Source organism: Microbacterium sp. UBA1612 (assembly GCF_002321605.1).
GTDB lineage: Bacteria > Actinomycetota > Actinomycetes > Actinomycetales > Microbacteriaceae > Microbacterium > Microbacterium luteum.
In genome coordinates, this window is record NZ_DCMW01000023.1 from 88,228 (window position 1) to 105,512 (window position 17,285).

At 68.0% G+C, this 17,285-nt stretch carries 16 protein-coding genes; 1 reads left to right on the plus strand and 15 read right to left on the minus strand.

Annotation, left to right across the window (positions count from 1 at the left end; translation table 11 throughout):
- Positions 1 to 21: 21 nt before the first annotated feature.
- The 14 genes from B3S45_RS10135 to B3S45_RS10200 form a co-directional block, all read right to left on the minus strand.
- Positions 22 to 810, minus strand: a complete 789-nt coding sequence (locus tag B3S45_RS10135; RefSeq protein ID WP_286720372.1) for an ABC transporter ATP-binding protein — start codon at positions 808 to 810, stop codon at positions 22 to 24.
- Entirely contained in the window at positions 807 to 1,652 is an 846-nt protein-coding gene (locus B3S45_RS10140) for an ATP-binding cassette domain-containing protein (protein ID WP_286720374.1), read from the minus strand. The genes B3S45_RS10135 and B3S45_RS10140 overlap by 4 nt, the downstream gene beginning before the upstream one ends.
- Complete coding sequence (locus tag B3S45_RS10145) at positions 1,649 to 3,208, minus strand: N-acyl-D-amino-acid deacylase family protein (RefSeq protein WP_286720376.1); 1,560 nt, start codon at positions 3,206 to 3,208, stop codon at positions 1,649 to 1,651. Before B3S45_RS10145 ends, B3S45_RS10140 begins: the two co-directional genes overlap by 4 nt.
- On the minus strand, positions 3,205 to 4,062 hold the full coding sequence (locus tag B3S45_RS10150; RefSeq protein ID WP_286720378.1) for an ABC transporter permease: 858 nt from the start codon (positions 4,060 to 4,062) through the stop codon (positions 3,205 to 3,207). The genes B3S45_RS10145 and B3S45_RS10150 overlap by 4 nt, the downstream gene beginning before the upstream one ends.
- The gene (locus B3S45_RS10155; RefSeq protein WP_286720381.1) at positions 4,059 to 5,018 is read right to left on the minus strand and encodes an ABC transporter permease; all 960 of its coding nucleotides are present in this window, start codon (positions 5,016 to 5,018) and stop codon (positions 4,059 to 4,061) included. Before B3S45_RS10155 ends, B3S45_RS10150 begins: the two co-directional genes overlap by 4 nt.
- 19 nt (positions 5,019 to 5,037) lie before the next feature.
- Positions 5,038 to 6,555, minus strand: coding sequence for an ABC transporter substrate-binding protein (locus tag B3S45_RS10160; protein WP_286720383.1), 1,518 nt, complete (start codon positions 6,553 to 6,555; stop codon positions 5,038 to 5,040).
- A gap of 68 nt (positions 6,556 to 6,623) precedes the next feature.
- Entirely contained in the window at positions 6,624 to 7,724 is a 1,101-nt protein-coding gene (locus B3S45_RS10165) for an alanine racemase (RefSeq protein WP_286720386.1), read from the minus strand.
- Complete coding sequence (locus B3S45_RS10170) at positions 7,721 to 8,941, minus strand: hypothetical protein (RefSeq protein WP_286720389.1); 1,221 nt, start codon at positions 8,939 to 8,941, stop codon at positions 7,721 to 7,723. The genes B3S45_RS10165 and B3S45_RS10170 overlap by 4 nt, the downstream gene beginning before the upstream one ends.
- Positions 8,934 to 9,869: a Gfo/Idh/MocA family protein gene (locus tag B3S45_RS10175; protein ID WP_286720392.1), complete on the minus strand. Its 936-nt coding sequence runs from the start codon at positions 9,867 to 9,869 to the stop codon at positions 8,934 to 8,936. Before B3S45_RS10175 ends, B3S45_RS10170 begins: the two co-directional genes overlap by 8 nt.
- The gene (locus tag B3S45_RS10180; RefSeq protein WP_286720394.1) at positions 9,866 to 11,173 is read right to left on the minus strand and encodes an aspartate aminotransferase family protein; all 1,308 of its coding nucleotides are present in this window, start codon (positions 11,171 to 11,173) and stop codon (positions 9,866 to 9,868) included. Before B3S45_RS10180 ends, B3S45_RS10175 begins: the two co-directional genes overlap by 4 nt.
- Before the next feature lie 52 nt (positions 11,174 to 11,225).
- A complete protein-coding gene (locus B3S45_RS10185) occupies positions 11,226 to 12,080 on the minus strand; it encodes an amidohydrolase family protein (protein ID WP_286720395.1) in 855 nt (284 codons plus the stop codon).
- Positions 12,077 to 12,898, minus strand: coding sequence for an IclR family transcriptional regulator (locus tag B3S45_RS10190; protein WP_286720397.1), 822 nt, complete (start codon positions 12,896 to 12,898; stop codon positions 12,077 to 12,079). The genes B3S45_RS10185 and B3S45_RS10190 overlap by 4 nt, the downstream gene beginning before the upstream one ends.
- Before the next feature lie 587 nt (positions 12,899 to 13,485).
- Positions 13,486 to 14,367: an aldo/keto reductase gene (locus B3S45_RS10195; protein ID WP_286720399.1), complete on the minus strand. Its 882-nt coding sequence runs from the start codon at positions 14,365 to 14,367 to the stop codon at positions 13,486 to 13,488.
- A gap of 5 nt (positions 14,368 to 14,372) precedes the next feature.
- Positions 14,373 to 14,687 carry a hypothetical protein gene (locus B3S45_RS10200; RefSeq protein ID WP_286720401.1) on the minus strand — a complete coding sequence of 105 codons (315 nt, stop codon included), beginning with the start codon at positions 14,685 to 14,687 and terminating at the stop codon, positions 14,373 to 14,375.
- Between the two features lie 177 nt (positions 14,688 to 14,864).
- Between B3S45_RS10200 and B3S45_RS10205 the strand changes: the two genes are divergently transcribed.
- The gene (locus tag B3S45_RS10205; protein ID WP_286720403.1) at positions 14,865 to 16,415 is read left to right on the plus strand and encodes an NtaA/DmoA family FMN-dependent monooxygenase; all 1,551 of its coding nucleotides are present in this window, start codon (positions 14,865 to 14,867) and stop codon (positions 16,413 to 16,415) included.
- An 88-nt stretch (positions 16,416 to 16,503) separates the two neighbouring features.
- Here the strand turns inward: B3S45_RS10205 and B3S45_RS10210 are convergent, their stop codons facing one another.
- Complete coding sequence (locus tag B3S45_RS10210) at positions 16,504 to 17,283, minus strand: GntR family transcriptional regulator (protein ID WP_286720404.1); 780 nt, start codon at positions 17,281 to 17,283, stop codon at positions 16,504 to 16,506.
- Positions 17,284 to 17,285: the final 2 nt, after the last annotated feature.

Below are 17,285 nucleotides of genomic sequence, written 5' to 3' on the forward strand. Positions count from 1 at the left end.
CTGGGTAATGGGAACAGTGGTCTAGGCGTGAAGTCGCGGGACGGCGGCGAGGAGCCCCCGGGTGTACTCGTGCTGCGGGTCGGTGAGGATCTCGGCGGTCGGGCCGTGCTCGACGACCGAGCCGCGGTACATGACGGTCACGACATCGCAGAAGCGGGCGACGACGCCCATGTCGTGGGTGATCATGAGAACCGCCATGCCACGCTCCTCGGCGAGACGGTCCAGAGTGTCGAGCACCGCGGCCTGCACGGTGACGTCGAGCGCGCTCGTGGCCTCGTCGGCGATGAGCAGGCGCGGCCGCGCGGCGATAGCCATCGCGATCATGACGCGTTGGCGCATCCCGCCGCTGAGCTCATGGGGGTACTGGTTGTACACCCGCTCGGCATCGCGGATGCCGACCTCGTCGAAGCTGCGCAGCACGACGTCGCGGGCTTCGGCCACCGTGAACGTGGAGTGGGTGCGCAGCACGTCGAGCACCTGTCGGCCGACCCGGAACACCGGGTTGAGCACCGACATCGGGTCCTGGAAGATCATCGATACCGCTGCGCCCCGGGTGCGACGAAGCATCGCTGCGTCGGCGGTGAGCATGTCGTCGCCGTCGAAGAGGACGCGCGAGTCCTGGCCGTACTGCATGATGCGTTCGTCGTTTAGGCGCAGCACGCTCATCGCGGTGATGGACTTGCCCGATCCCGACTCGCCGATGACGCCGACGCGCTGGCCCGCTTCGACCCGGATGTCGACGCCGTCGACCGACGGCGCGGCGGCCCCTGCGAAGGTGATGCGCAGGCTCTCGATCGACAGCAGACTCATGACTCCTCCGTGCGGGTGGCGAGGTCGATCGGACTCGTCAGATCCGAGGGAGCGAGGTGGGCGCGGTGACGCTCGGCCGGGTCGGGTTCGAGCACGGCATCGAGCAGGGCTCGTGTGTACGGATGCTGCGGGTTGCGGAACACCTCGTCGGTGGGGCCGGTCTCGATGATCTGGCCGAGGTACATGACCGCGACGCGGTGCGAGATGCGACGAACCACGCCGAGGTTGTGGGCGATGAAGAGGTAGGCGATGTTCTGCTCGCGCTGCAGCTCCTCCAGCAGCGTCAGCACCTGCGCCTGCACCGACACGTCGAGGGCGCTGGTCGGCTCGTCGCACACGATGAGGGTCGGATGCAGCGCGATCGCGCGGGCGATGGCGATGCGCTGGCGCTGCCCGCCCGAGAACTCGTGCGGGTAGCGGCGGGCCATGGCCGGGTCGAGCCCCACCCGCTCGAGGAGCGAGGCCACCTCAACGGGCAGTTCGGTGCGCGGGGCGGCCTTGTGCACGAGGAACGGCTCGGCGATCTGGACGCCGATGCGGATGCGCGGGTCGAGGGTCGAGTACGGGTCTTGGAAGATCATCTGCAGCCGGCCGCGCGTGGTGTGCCATTGCGCCTTGGTGGCCGTGTGGAGTTCCTGGCCCTGGAAGCGGATGGACCCGCGGTACGGGGTGAGCCCGAGCGCGGCGCGGGCGATCGAGGACTTGCCCGACCCGGATTCGCCCACCAGGCCGAGGGTCTCGCCTTCGCGCACGGAGAGGCTGACGCCGTCGACGGCGTTCTTGTCGCTGCGGCCGTAGTCGACGACGAGGTCGTCGATCGTCAGGAGGTCTGGTCGGGTCATCGTGTCCTCCTCAGAAGCACACCGGGTAGGCGTCCGGTCACGCGGCCGCTTTCGGCCACACACTGGCCGGCGACCCACACCCGCTCGATCCCGGCCGGGGCGACGAGGGGGTGGGCGTAGTCGGCGCGATCCCGCACGGTCGTGGGGTCGAGGGCGACGAGGTCGGCGGGCGCACCGACGCGGATGCGGCCGCGTGAGGTCAGGCCCAGGCGGTCGGCGGGCTGCGCGGTCATCTTGTGCACCACCGCTTCGAGCGCGAATCCGGCATCGAGCAGGTCGCGCATCGCGTGGGGGAAGGTGCCGATGGAACGCGGATGCGCGCGGTTGAGCGTGTGATCGAGCGCGAGCGCGACGCCGTCGGAGGCGACCGAGACGTAGGGCTCGGCGAGCACGCGGGCCGCGTCGCTCGGGCGGGTTCCGACGATGATCGCGTCGACGGCGGCGTCGTGCGCGTCGATGAGGTCGAGCAGGATCAGCGCCCAGTCGCGCCCGAGCCGGTCGGCGGCCTGGAGCTGTTCGAGGGTGCAGCCGAGTTCGGGCGTCTGCCCCTCGCCCGCCCGCACGATGGTGATCGCGTCGGGCGAAAAGTGCACGGTGCGCCGCAGCTCGTCGGCGAGGGCTTTGCGGTTGCCGCGCACCTCGGCGAGGATCTGCGCCGTGCCGCGTGCCCGCAGCTCGGAAGGTATCAGCTGCAACGCGGTGGTGTGCCCGGCGAGGTACGGGTAGGCGTCGGCGGCGACGTCGGCATCGCTGGCGCGGATGCGTGACAGCGCCGCGTCGAGCGCCGCTCCCTCGGAATCGACGATGGAGCGCAGGTGCGAGATCTGCAGCCGCGCCCGCGCGGTCGTTGCGACGGTGAGGATCTCATCGACGGCGTCGACGAGCCCGTCGGCGTCGTACGCGCGCAGGTGCACGGCGACGAGGGCGTCGGCGGCGGCGACCGTGGCGGCGAGTGCTCCGAGCTCGGTCGGGTCGCTCAGCTCGCCGGGCGCGTACATGAGCCCGTAGCTCAGCCCCCAATACCCCGCATCGAGTGCGTCGGCGACGACGCGCGACATCGCCGCGCGGTCGGCCGGTGCCGCGGCGCGGGCGGCGTCGCCCATCACGCGTCGGCGCACGGATCCATGGCCGAGGAGGGGGGCGATGTTCCATGCGGCGGCGAGGCCGTCGAGGGCATCCAGGTACTCCGCGGGGCTCTCCCACGACAGGGGCACCGAGGGGACGACGTCGATCGTCGCGATCGCGTCGCGGAAGCCCTCGCCCGAGGTGGGGGCCGGGCTGAGTCCGCAGTTGCCGATCACCTCGGTGGTGATGCCCTGCAGCACACGCGTGTCGCCGGTGGGGTAGGCGAAGCGGGTGAGGTCGGAGTGGGCGTGCAGGTCGACGAACCCCGGGGCGAGCACGAGCCCGTCGAGGTCGTGGCGCGTCGTACCGGTCGCGGTGCCGGGGGCGTCGATGGCGGTGATTCGGTCGTCGGCGATGGTCACGTCGGCCCGGCGCCCGGGTGCCCCGGTGCCGTCGACGACGAGCGCTCCGGTGAGGACGGTCGCGGTCATGCGGCTCTCCGACGTCGCATCGGGTTGCTCGACTCGGCGACGAGTTCACCGGCGAACATCAGCGCCGCGGCGGCGAGGGTGATCGTCAGGCCCGCGGCGATCGCGTAGTAGGGGGCGGTGACGTAGTAGGCCTTGGAGTTTTCCAGAATGGTGCCCCACGTCGCTTCGGGCAGCGGCACACCGAGGCCCAGGTAGCTCAGACCGGCCTCGATCAGCACGGCTTCGGCCATAAGCTGCGGCACGAGGGTCGCGAGCGGCCCGGCGGCGTTGGGAAGGATGTGGCGCCCGAGCATGCGGGCGGAGCCGACGCCGACCACGCGTGCCGCCGTGATGAATTCCCGCTCGCGCAGCGCCTTGGTCTGGGCGCGCAGCAGGAGGAACACGCGGGGGAAGAACAGGAATCCGATGATGAGAGTGAGGCTCCACGGGCTCGATCCGAAGCTGGCGACCATGAGGATCGCGAACAGGATGAGCGGGAAGGCGAGGGTGGCCGACGCCGTGCTCGACAACGACCAGTCGACGAAGCGTCGCGAGGTGCCCGCGATGAGTCCGGTCGGAACGCCGATCACCAGGGCGATGAGCACGCTGCCGCCGGCGATGAGGGCTTCGAGTCGCGTCGCGTAGACGAGCCGCGCCCAGATGTCGGCGCCGGCTTCGTCGGTGCCGAGGGGGTGCGCCCAGCTCGGCGACTCGAGGATCGCGCGCGGGTCGACCGCGGCGGGATCGTAGGGGGTGAACAGGCCGGGGAAGGCGACCATCAGCAGTGCGATGGCGGCGACGCCGAGCATCAGCACGCGCGCGGTGCCCAGCCGCTGGAGGAGGCGGGGACGGCGGAGGTCGGTGGAAGCGCTCATCGGGAGATCCTCGGGTCGACGAGTCGGTAGACGATGTCGGCGACATAGCCGATCAGGAGAACCACCACGGTGGTCAGCAGCACGGCGCTCTGCACGACGAGATAGTCGCGGTTGAGCACGCTGCTCAGCAGCAGCTGGCCGAGGCCGCCCAGGCCGAACACGGCCTCGACGAGCACCGCACCGCCGATCAGGGCGCCGATCTGCACACCCACGATCGTGATCATCGGCAGCACGGCGTTGCGGGCGGCATAGGCGAAGACGCGCCGTCGGGTCGGCAGCCCCATGGCGAGGGCGGTTCGCATGTAGTCCTGGCGGAACACGTCGGTCGCCTCGGCGAACACGAAACGGGTGAGGATGCCGCTGAGGAAGACGCTGAGAGTGGCGACGGGGAGCGCCATGTGCTCGATGAACCCGAGCGGGTCGTCGGTGGGGGCCACATAGCCGCCTGACGGGAACCAGCTGAAGTTGACGGCGAAGACGATGATGAGCACCAGTCCGAGCCATACGGCGGGGATCGCCACACCCATCGTCGAGGAGAACCTCACGAGGTTGGGGAACCAGCCGCGGCCGCGGTAGGCCGCCCAGGTTCCGGCGAGAATCGACACCGGCACCGAGATGATCACGGCGAGGGCGATCAGCCACAGCGTGGGGGGAAGCGCATCCACGATCAACGTCGTGACGCTGACGCCGCTGCGGGCGGACTCACCGAAGTCGCCGGTGAGCATCGAGGTCAGCCATATTCCGTACTGCACGATCCAGGGCTGGTCGAGCCCCATCTCGATGCGCAGCTGCGCGAGGGTCTCGGCGGCGTCGGGGCGTCCCGCCTGGGGACCCAGCAGCAGCACTGCCGGGTCCCCGGGCGTGAGCCGGAGGGCGAGGAAGACGAGCACCGATACGAGCCACAGCACCACGAGGAGCTTGCCCGCCTCGATGAGCGCACGTCGCGCCAGATTCATCTTCCTCTCCCTCCGTGGATCACTCGGCGACCGTCGCGTCGGTCAGCATCGGCCAACCGAGCGGGTTCACCGCGTAGCCGTCGACACCGGTCGCTGCGACCGAGTAGATCGGGGTGAACTGCACCGTCATGATCGGCAGCTCCTCGACGAGGATCTGCTGAAGCTCGCCGTAGATGTCGGCGCGCGCCGACTCGTCCGAGACAGCGAGGGCATCGGCGGCGAGGCCGGAGACCTCCGGGCTGACGTAGTCGTCGGTCAGGTGCGGGTTCATGATGATGTCGAAGAACGAGTTCGGGTCGGCGCCCACGTTGAACACGTTCCAGGTGGCGTCGTAGTTGCGCGACACGTAGGCGTCGAGCCACACCGACAGCTCGGTCACGTTCGGGGTGAGCGTGACGCCGATCTCAGCCAGAGAGGCCTGCCACACGCGCGCGATCTGCTCGGCGTCGGGGAAGCCGCTGGGAATCTCGAGCGTGAAGCTCAGGTCGCTTGCGCCCGCCTCCTCGAGCAGCGCGGCAGCCGCGTCGAGGTCGTAGCTGTAGCCCTCCTGCTCGGCGTAGGCCCAGCTGGACTCGGGGATCGGGCTCCACTGGATGGATCCGTCGCCGCCGTAGGCGATGTCGCGGATCGACTCCTTGTCGAGCGCCATCGCGAGAGCCTGGCGCACGCGCTCATCACCCAGGGTGCCCGAGGCGTTGAACTCGATGAGCGAGAGGCTGTTGGTCGCCGACGGCTCGACGATCCCGGCGCGGTCGGTGTCGACCTGCTCGGCGGTGGCCGAGGTGACGGAACTGACGATGTCGATGTCGCCGCTGTACAGGCTGTTCAGGGCCACCTGCTGGTCGGCGACCGGCTTGTACACGATCGACTCGGTCGCCGCGGCCTCGCCGAAGTAGTCCTCGAAGCGCTCGAGCACGATCTCGTCGTTGGCCGACCAGCTGACGAACTCGTACGGGCCCGAGCCGACAGGGCTGCTCGAGGCGTCGTCGAATCCACTGGGGGCGACGATCGCGATCGAGGCGATCCCCGAGAGGAAGGCGGCGTTGGGCGAGTTCAGCGTGATCACCACCGTCTGGTCGTCGGGAGCGTCGTACGACTGCACGTCGGCGAGGCGGCCGGACCAGATCGAGTCGGTGCCGTCCGCGGCGCGCTCGAGCGACTCGATGACGGCGGCGGCGTCGACGGGGGTGCCGTCGTGGAACACGGCGTCGGCGTCGAGGGTGAAGGTGAACTCCGTCGCGTCTTCGTTCGCCTCGAACTCCGTCGCCAGATCGCCCTGCAGGTTCAGGTCCACGTCGTAGTCGACGAGGCTGCTGAAGACGAGCTCGCGGATGGCGTATTCGTAGATGATCAGCTGATTGGTGTGCGGGTCGAAGTTGTCGATGTCACCCGCGAGCGCGACGACCAGCTCGTCGGAGACATCGGCGGCGTCGCCGCCGTCGCTGTCTGCTGATCCGGCGGCGCAGCCACCGAGCAGCAGTGAACCCGCGGCGACCGCGGATACCGCGGCGACCCAGGGTCGGTTACTCTTTCGCATGGTACGAGACCTCTTTCCGTTGGAGGGGTGGTGCTGGGGCGACCGGTGGTGCGGCATGTGGTTCGGGATCAATGCCGAGCCACCGGGGTCCACAGGTCGACGACCTCGGTGTCGTCGACGATGGCGATGCGGCTCCACATGTTGACGACGCCGCATGCGTGATTGGGGAGGATGCGCAGTCGCTCACCGACGCGCATCGTGTCGGCCGCGGGCCCGTCGAGCATGCCGTGCTCTTCGTAGGCCCGGGTGAAATCGATCTCCGCGACGGGTGCACCGGCGCCGTCGACGACGATGCCGAAGCTGTTGTCGCGATTGGACCCGTCGGAGCTGAGGGCTTTGATGCCGGCGTCGATGGCCGCCTGCTGCGGGCGCACCGTGCTGATGACGGTGGTGTGCAGGTGCAGGGCGCACTGGTCGATGGTCGCCGAGCCGAGCCGCCACTGGTTGCCGTCGAAGAACACGTACGTGCCGGGGCGCGCCTCGGTGACGCCGTCGACGAAGGGTGCGGAGTCCCACCCGGGCGTCGAGCCCACCGAGACGGTGGGCACGTCGATCCCGGCAATCCGGATGGTCTCGGCGGCGCTCACGAGAGCGGAACTCGCCGCCCGTCCGGCGTCGCGCAGCTCGTCGCGTTCGCCGCGCATCGAGGCGAGCTGGCCTTCGTGCGTGTAGACACCGTCGAGGTGGACTCCGGGAAGCGCGGCGACGGCGCGGGCGATCCCGACCGCCTGGTCGCCGGTGACGCCGGTGCGTCGCAGGCCGGTGTCGACCTCGACGCGCACCGGCACGGTGACCCCCGCGGCGTCGGCGTCGGCGGCGAGCAGCGCGACCAGCTCGGTCGAGTCCAGTCCGACGATGACGCGGCCGCGACGGTTGGCGTCCACGACCCGGCGTCGCTTGTCCGGGGTGGCGGGGGCGTGAGCCCAGAAGAGGTCGTCGAAGCCGGCATCGAGGAGCGCGTCGACTTCGGCGAGGGTCGCGCAGGTGAACCCGACGGCGCCGGCGTCGCGCTGCCGGCGGGCCACCTCGATCATCTTCGAGGTCTTGAAGTGCGGGCGCAGCGCGATTCCGGCGGTGCGCATCCGCTCGGCCATCGCCAGGATGTTCGCGTCCATGCGCGAGCGGTCGATGACGAGCACCGGCGTGTCGAGGTCGTCCAGGCGGGTCATCGCAGCGTCCCCATCCGCTCGGCGGCGGCGCGCACCCACTCGAAGGAGGGCGCGGTGGCGGTGCCGTAGTTGTAGAGCGCGAGCCGGTCGATGCCGCACCCGAGCACGGCCTCGACCTTCGCGAGGAAGTCGGCTCGGGTGGGGGAGAAGCTCGGCCACACCGTGAGCGCCACGGTGAGCGGGGTATCGTCGGTGTCGCTGAGACCACGGACGGCGAGCGTGTGATCGATCTCGGCGGCGACCTCGCCGGCGGTGGGGAAGTAGCTCTCGAGCACGAAGCCGTCGGAGTGGGCGAGGGTGGCGGCGATGTCGACGCCTTCGAGCCAGTTGGTGGGTGCGGGTCGTCCCCATACCGCGGCGCTGACGTCGAGCTGCACGCCGTGACGGCGTACCGCGGCGGCGGCGTCGATGACGAGGTCGGTGACGGTGTCCATCCGCATCCGCGTGTAGGCCGCGAGCTCGGGCCACACCATGTGCAGCGAGGCGAGGGCGGCCACGGTATCGTCGTCGCGGCCGGCGGGGTGTTCGACGTTCCATGTGCGGTGCAGCTCGGTGGTGACCTGTGCGCGCAGGCGCTCGGCGTCGATCCCTGCCGCATGTGCGCGCGAGATGCACGACGTGCAGAAGCACAGTGAGAGCAGGTAGCGCGTCGTCGCGTCGAGGCGGGCTCCCCACAGCTCGTGGGGATGCCCGTGGCCGACGAGCAGGTACGACAGGCTCTCGACGAGAACGCGCTCGAACAGGATCGTCGCGCTGACGGCGTCGAGCAGCTCGATCGCGTACGTGCGGGCGGCGGGGCTGGAGGGGCACAGGCCGTGCGTGAAGTGGTCGCCGAAGCAGTTCTCGATCGCCGCCTCGGGGTGCGCGGTGGCGAGGTCGGTGTTGTGGAACGCGATGGCCCAGCCGTCGACGGCCACACCGGCCGCGTCGGCGGCGCGCTTGAAGCGCGGGTAGAGATCGGGGTCGGTCTGCGCGATCGACGACGGGCGGACGCTCAGCCCGGTGAAGGCGTCGGCCGGCAACGGCAGGTGGGCGCGGTTCGCTTCGGCGACGGTCGAGACGCGTGCGGTGCGTCGTGGCGCGAGCACTTCGGCCGAGTGGTAGGCGGTGGCGATCTGCAGTCGCGTGACGCCGCGTTCGGCGACCTCGTCGACGACCCGCTCGGGGGTGTCGGCCTGCAGATCCCAGGGGTAGATCATCATGCTCAGTTCAGCCATGGGATGCCTCCCGGTAGAGCGACTCGATGAGGGTGAGGGTCGGTTCGAGGTCGTCGACGCCGAATCCGTCGACGCGGGAGCGGAAGGCCCGCCACTGTGCGAGGAAGGGGACGGTGTCGATGTCGATCGCGTCGCCGGAGCTCTCGCCGGCGGCGGTGACGATCCGCCATGACCCGTCCATGCCGACACAGGCCGACCCGCGGGTGCCGGTGATCACGAGGCCGGTGCCGAGCGACTCGTACGGCGCCCACAGCAGCTCGATTGCACCGGACGTCCCCCCCGCACGAAAGTGCACGGCGGCGTGGTCTTCGGTGTCGTGACCGGGGATGACCGAACGCATCGTCGCGTGCACGTCGGTGAGCGGCCCGAGCAGTGCGCGTGCACGGTCGAGCGCATGCACCCCATTGGTGACGAGCACCCCGCCGCCGCTGACCGAGCGGTCGAAATACCAGGCGGGCAAGGCGCCGTCGGGGAGAGCGAACGCCATGCGGTCGGTGTAGGTGAGCAGTTCGCCCAGCTCGCCGTCCCTGACCGCGCGTCCGAGCTCGACGTACGCGGGCCAGTGCCGTGTCGACATCCCCACGAACACCTCGGCGCCGTCGGCGACGGCCGCGCGCAGCGGCGAGGGGTCCTGCCCGGGGATGCGGTGCGGCTTCTCGACGAGCGTCGGGATGCCGGCGGCGGCGAGTGTCGTCAGCTGGTCGAGGTGCTGGAACGAGGGGGTGGCGATGATCGCCGCGTCGATCTCTTCCGGGCCGTCGAGAGCGCCCGTGAGGGAGTCGAAGGGGAGCGCGTTCTCGTCGAGTGCGCGGGCGCGAGCGAGGTCCGCGTCGACCACGACGGTCACGCGGTCGCCGGCGGTGCGCACGGCGGCTGCGTGACGGTGGCCCATCGCGCCGGCGCCGACGACGAGAACGCGCTGACTCATGCGAAGATCCCGTCCTTCTGCATGCCCGCGAGCACGGTGTCGGCCGCTTCGAGCGTGCGGTCGATGTCGTCGTCGCTGTGGGCGCCCGAGATGTGGTTGCGCTTGAGCGTCATGGGGTACATCACGAAGCCGGCATCCGTCATACGCCGGTGGAAGGTCGCGTACGCGGTGTCGTTGTTGCGCAGCAGATCGCGGTAGCCCTTGATCTGACCGTCCATGAAGTAGCAGATGAAGACCGAGCCGAGGCCGGTGATCGTCGCGGGAATGCCGAGCCGTCCGGTGATCTCGCGCAGGCCGTCGCGCATTCGCTCGCCGAGGCGGGCGCTGTGCGCGTGGAATCCGACGTCGGGGTCGGTGATGAGCGTCATCGTCTCGATGGCGGCGGCCATGGAGACGGGGTTGCCGTTGAATGTCCCGGCGAGCACGACATCGCCGCCGGCCGAGCTGAACCGAGACATGAGGTCGGCGCGCCCGCCCATGCCGGCGACGGGGAAGCCGTTGCCCATGGCCTTGCCGTAGCTGGTGAGGTCGGGGGTGATGCCGCACAACTCCTGGTAGCCGCCGGGTGCATGGCGGAAGCCGGTGATGACCTCGTCGAAGATCAGGATGCTGCCTTCGCTCGTCGCGAGTTCGCGCAGGCCCTCGAGGAAGGCCTGGTCGGGTAGCAGTGCGCCGACGTTGTGGGGCACGGGCTCGAGGATGATCGCTGCGATCTGGTCGGGGTAGGCCTGAAAGAGCGCCGTGACCGAGTCGAGGTCGTTGAACTCGGCCACGAGGGTGGAGTCGAGGGCGTCGTCGAGGATGCCGGCCGACAGCGGGTCGCGGGTGTAGGCGCGTTCGGCCGGCGAGGCGACGTTGCGGGCGACGGCGTCGTGCCATCCGTGGAAGCAGCCCTGAAACTTCAGCAGGTACTTGCGTCCGGTGACGGCGCGGGAGAGGCGCACGGCCTGCATGGTGGCCTCGGTGCCGCTCATGGTGCTGATCGACATCTCGACCGACGGGATCAGCTCGGCGGTGAGTCGGGCGACTTCGATCTCGAGTTCGGTGACGCCGAGTCCGACGAGGTCGAGGTCTCCGAGGGAGCGCTGCACCGCTGCGTTCACCCGGTCGTCGGAGTGGCCGAGCAGGATCGCGCCAAAGGCGGCGTGGTAGTCGACATACTCGCGTCCGTCGAAATCGACCAGGCGCGAGCCCTTCGCCATGCGGAAGCCGGAGGGGCTGCCGATGCTGCGGGTCGCGGAGTTCACCCCGCCGGGGATGTAGGTGCGGGCCTGGGCGAGTAGGTCCTCGGTCGCGGTTGACACGGGTGGTTCTCCTTAGGTGATGCGTGGTGCTCGTGCGGTCGACGTCGTGTCGTCAGCTGGTGGCGCGGGGGTCGTCGAGCCCGAGCAGGGTCAACGCGTCGCGGTGGATGATCTGCTCGACGGTGTCGTCGTGCACGTGGGGGAGCGTTCCGGCGCGCATGGCGGCCAGGTCGCGCAGGCCGGCCAGCGCGTCGGCGGGACGCCAGAGGGGGAAGTCGCTCCCGAAGAGGAGCTTGTCGGTCACGCCCCACTCCTGTGCCGCCACCAGGGCCATGAAGCCGTCCATGGGGCGCGACCAGGCCGCCGAGACGTCGGCGAACACGCGAGCGTGCTTGCGCAGCACCACCATCGCGTCGCGCTGCCACGGGTGGCCCATGTGGGCCATGATCTGCGTGAGGTCGGGGTGACGGCGTGCGACTTCTTCGACGACGAGCGGCTGACTGATAGACAGGCGACCCTGCGGGCTCGGTGTCGCGCCCATGTGCCAGAGGATGACCAGGCCGTGCTGCACGCACATCCGGTAGAACGGGTCGAAGTCGGCCGAGAGCGGGTCGAAGAGCGAGAGCACCGGGTAGAGCTTCACGCCTTTGAATCCAAGCGAGATGGCTTCTTCGAGCTGTTCGCGCCAGTCGGTGTCGAGCGGATCGAGTGCGGTGAAGGCGATCGTCGGCGTCGTCAGCTGCGCGCAGTAGTCGGCGACGAAGCTGTTGGGGGTGTGCACACCGGCTCGGGTCGCCGCCAGCCCGAAGACGATGGCGACGTCGACACCGCCTTCGGTCATCGCCTCGTCGAACTGAGCGGGCGTGATGTGCGGATACGGTTTGCCGTAGGCCGGCTCCCAGTTCTTTCGGTGTTCGTCGCCCCAGTGCTCGGGGAGCAGGTTGTGGGTGTGAACGTCGACGATCATGACGCATCCTCACTTCGTTGGTGGATCCCGCCGCTAGCGCGCAGTGACGGGAGGAACCGTGCGTTGGCGGCAAGGTCGCCGGCGACGCTCTGGAGCGTGGGGAGCAGCTCGCCGCGTCGCTCGGGGGAGAGTTCGCCTGCTGGGCCCGAGACGCTGACGGCGGCATTCACGTCGGTGTCGCTGGGAACGGGCACGGCGAGGCAGATGACACCGATGTCGCGTTCTTCGTCGTCGAGGCTGTATCCCTGGCCGCGGATGCGCTCGAACTCGGTGTCGAGTGCTTCGCGGGTCGTGAGGGTGTGCGGGGTGAACGCGGCAAGGGGCCCCGCGGGCAGGTGATCATCGACACGATCGGGGGCAATTCGCGAGAGCAGGAGCTTGCCCAAGCCGGTGCAGTAGGTGTGGTCGAGCGAACCCGCGCTGGAGCGGAACCGCAGGGGGCGGTCGGGCTCTTCGACGCAGACGTGCAGCACCCACCGGCCCTCGAGCACGCCGATGTTCGCGGTGAGGCCGGTGCTGGCCGCGAGCTCGCGAAGGTAGGGCGCGGCCACTTCAGCAGTGTCGGCTTGACGGCGGTACGTCTCGGAGATCTCCAGCACGGCATGGCCGACGGTGTACTTCGGCGGGTTGCCGCTGCGGTAGACGAACCCCTGCTCCTCCAACACGGCGAGCAGGCGCACGAGGGTGGATTTCGGCAGCTCGAGCGCCAGTGAGAGATCGGCGAGTCCCATCGCGCGTTCGGTTGTGCCGAGTGTGCGAAGGATGCGCAGCGCACGGACCAGTCCTTGCGACTGGTAAGACGTGGCATGGCGTTCCATGTTCATGACCATAGGTTGGCCGCGTGCACCGGATGTTGTCAAGGAGTTAATTCCATGTTTCGCGGCATGAAACGCCAAACATGGAACGAGTAGTAGCTGAGCGCGGTGTACGTCGGTGCTCTGGTGTTCGTCGGAGCACTTGTGTCCTCTGCCGCGCATCGCGCTGTTCGCAACTCCCCAGAGATTGAATACGACGGCTCTCTCGAGGCGGATTTGCCGCTCGAATCGCGCATCTATGCGGAGTTATGAACCTGTATCGGTGGCCACTCTCGACAGCGTCGCCTTCGAACCCGGCCGCCCGAGGTGTGGCGACAGAGGAAGCTCACGTGGCCACGCGCCGCCACGGCAGCCGTCGTTGCGACCCATGTGGCGGGAATCTTCGCGAACACGGTCTTCGTCAGGGAGCGTCCCGAACGCTGTCGAGGGCGCGTTGCGGATGAGGCCACGGCCTCAACCTTGGCTCACGATTGGCCTGTGTATCGAGGGGGGCATCCACTCCCGATCGGATCGGTGGCAAGTGGAGGCAGCACGCCCACGCGCCCTGCGAGGCCGGGCGCACTGCCACCACTTGCCACCGATCAGCCGGACTACGCGTTTCTCAGCCCCGCGAAGATGTCGCTCAGCTCGCGAACATCATTCGTTGAGAGGTCGAGGCTCGCGCCGTTCACCAGCGAGGCGACGCGACCGGCCGTGCGGGTCGCGGGGATCGTGAACATCGCGGGCGACTGCGCGAGGATCCACGCCAGGGTGAGTTCGTGAGGCGTCGCATCGTATCGTCGAGCGACGTTCGCCAGGTCGGACGACGACCCCAGCTGCCCGCTGCGATCGACGCCACCGAAAGGTGCGTAGCCGATGAAGGCGAGGCCGAGCTGCTCTGCGAGTCGAACGACGGGCTCGCTCTCGACGTTCCACGGTGAGAACTCATTCTGAACGGCCACGAGGCGCGGCCCCAGAAGTGCATGCGCGGTGTGCAGCTGCGCTTCATCGACGTTCGACACTCCGATCGAACGGATCGAGCCCTCCTCTGCGAGGTCCGAGAGGCACCCGAGTGAGTCTTCGAAGGGGACTGCGGGGTCTGGTCGATGAAGGTAGTAGAGCTCGATATGGTCCGTGCCCAGCCGGCGGAGCGACCCTTCGCACGCGGCCCGGAGCGCTGACGGACTCGCGTTGCAGTAGCGCTCACCGGTCTCCGTGACCGACCGGCCGCCCTTCGACGCGATGAGAAGTGCGTCTGCCTGGCCCTTCCACGAAGCAACCGTCTCCGAGAGGAGGCGTTCATTGTGCCCAGGCTCTTCGCCGCCAAGCTGGTAGCTGTCTGCCGTGTCGATGAGGGTGATGCCCGCGTCGAACACCGTCTCGATTACGTGTCGTGCGGTGACCTGCGCCGGGCGTGGTTCGACTCCGGAGAGCTGCCAGCCGCCGAACCCGAGGCGGGTGACCTCGCGGTCACCGATCAGAGCGGTCCGCACGGCAGCTACTTGACCCGGTTGCCGTAATAGACGCGAACGGTCGACTGGTCGACGAGGCGCTCGAATCCTTCGAGCACGACCGCCATCTCCGAGCTCTCCTTCTGCATCTTCTGGTAGGCATCCCAGTCTTCGATGGTGATTTCTTCAATGATGTCGACGCCGGTGTCATCGGGCTCTCCCCCCAGGATCTGCCACGGGACGAACCCATCGATGGAGTCCTGGAACGGTGTGATCCGCTGGTCAACCGTTCGCGACCATTCCTTGTACGCGTCCATGCTCACGCCGGGTGCGAGTCGATACGTGATGAATACCTTCTGCATCAGAAACCTCTTCCTGGAGGGGGTCGCTGCTCGGAGTCGACCAGCGGTGTTGGATCGACCGAAGCAGCGCTGTATTGCGCCGAGATGTCGAGGTCCTTGAGCCGCGGTTACGCCAAGTCGATCTGAGGGGACGGTCTTGTTTCTGGCTGCATCTCTGCACTCCGCCGGCGCGTTCGTGTGAACGTTCTGTCGACGGTCGGCGACACCTCTCGTCCCCATCTGGCGCTACGACGCGGCGGAGGGATTCATGTTCGGCGCAAAGCCCTGCTCCAGGGGCGGCCGAGCCGCCGCGAGCGACCGGAAAGGGGCCCGAATTGGCGCAAACAAATGGCAATTCAGTGCGCCTACGATCGGGCAAAACATCTGGCAGGCGGTCCCTTCGGGCCCCAGGAAAGAAGGAGACGCATGTTCAAGCTCGGCTGGTTTGTGAACGGCTTCAGCCCAAAGACGTGGACAGGCCCGTGGGGTGGCGTCGGCGGCACCGAATGGATGGGGCCGAAGTTCTGGATCGATGTGGCCCAGGGTCTCGAGCGCGGCGGGTTCGACATGTTCTTCATGGAGGACTCCTCGATGATCGAGGACACGTATCGGGGAAGCATGGAGGTCACCCTCAAGTACCCGGAGATGGCGCCGAAGAACGATCCCATGCCGCTCATGCCGCTTCTGGCGGCTCACACGCAGAGCATCGGTCTGGTCTCGACGATTTCCGTGATTCAGTACCACCCCTTTCTCGCCGCCCGGCTCGGCGCGACCCTGGACCACTTGACCGAGGGGCGGATCGGTTTCAACGTAGTGACCTCGGTGAGCCACCGTGTCGCCCAGAACTTCGGCTTCGACCAGCACTTCGCGCACGCCGAGCGATATGCGATGGCGGAGGAGTGGATGGATGCGGTGCGCGCTCTCTGGGACACCTGGGAGCCCGACGCGCTCGTTCTCGACACCGAGGAGCCGCGTTTTGCGGACCACACGAAGGTGCACACAGCTGACTTCAACGGCAAGTACTTCAAGTCTCGTGGTCCGCTGAACACCCTCCCGGGCCCGCAGGGACACCCTGTGATCGCCCAGGCGGGTGGATCGCCGCGTGGTCGAGACCTCGCCGCGCGCAATGCCGAGGTCATGCTCGGGCTCGTCAACAGTCCGGAGGAGATGGTCGCGTTCCGTGCCGACATGGATGAGCGCCTGCGCAAGTTCGGACGTGACCCGGAGGACCTGCACATCTTCTTCATGTGCCACGCGTACATCGGTGAGACGGATCGGCACGCGCAGGAGCGGTTCGACGAGGTACAGAGCCACCGCTTCGATTTCGACGAGATCGAAAAGCGGCTCTGGACGATGTCCTACACCAGTGGCGGCGAGATCGACTATGCGAAGTACGACCTCCACGGCCCTGTGCCCACGACCCTCGGCAATGGTGAGACGACGACCCACAAGGCCACACTTGCCGCCGCGGCGGATGGGAAGAGCCTCTATGACCTCGTCACGGGCCGCAGCACCTACGGAATGGACTTCATCGGTTCCGCGAAGACGATTGCGGCCCAGATGAAGGAGGTTATGGACAGCACCGGTCGACCGGATGGATTCCTGATCCAGGGGATCGAGGATGAACTCTCGCGGCGAAGTCTGGCCGAGATCACCGATGGACTCTGCGCGGAGCTTCGACGGCAGAAGCTCATTCGAAGCGGGTACAACCACAAAACCTTCCGCGAGAACCTCGCGGACTGGGGCTGACACGTCTCCATCAATGCGATAAGGGGGCTGACCGTTCGGTCAGCCCCCTCATCGCATTGCGGATGCCGCAGTTTGCGCGATCAGCCTGTCATGGCGTGATTCGGAAGGACGAGTTGAAGTCCGACTTCCACTGGTTGGCCGAGTCCCGGGACCAACTCGCTTCGGTGCGCGAGGTGAGGATGACTAGATCGGAGCGGTACTGCGCGAAACCGTACTCCCACGCGGTGCCTTGGCTGTCTCGTAGCACTTGCTCGCGAACGATGAGGGCATCTCCCGGTGTGATGGAGAGATGCTCAGCGATTGCTTCATCCGCGACCCGCGCATCGACGGATACATCCATGGCTCCGAACTCGACGCCGTATTGGTGTGGGAACTCCTCGACCAGCCGACGCATCTCCGTGGTGGATTCCAGGAGTGAACTGGTGTGCGGTCCGGCGGAGAACACCGTGAGAATTCCGAGGGGCGTCGTGTCGACCGAGAGCGCGTACTCAGCCATGACAATCTGCCCGTCCGCGTTGCCGAGCCGCATGGTGAAGTAGTCGGAGGGTGCGAGGATGTGCCGATCGATGCGTCGCACGGTCATGGTCTGATCGTCCCTCATCGGCACGATGTCCTGCAGCGGGAAGGGGACGACGTCCTTGTCGATGATCGTGCCGACGCGCACTTGACGTGTCACAAGGCCGTCGTGGTCCAGCTGCTTCAGTGCGTCTCGCACGGCTGCGCGCGAGAAGCCGAAATTCGCCATGATCGAGTGCTCGTCGATCGGGAAGCCGCGCGGAAGACCGCTCGACTTGATGGCGAACCTGAGGAGCGTGTAGGCGCGATAAGCAGCCCGCTGTCTCCGAGAGCTCTGAGGGGTGTTGACCATGC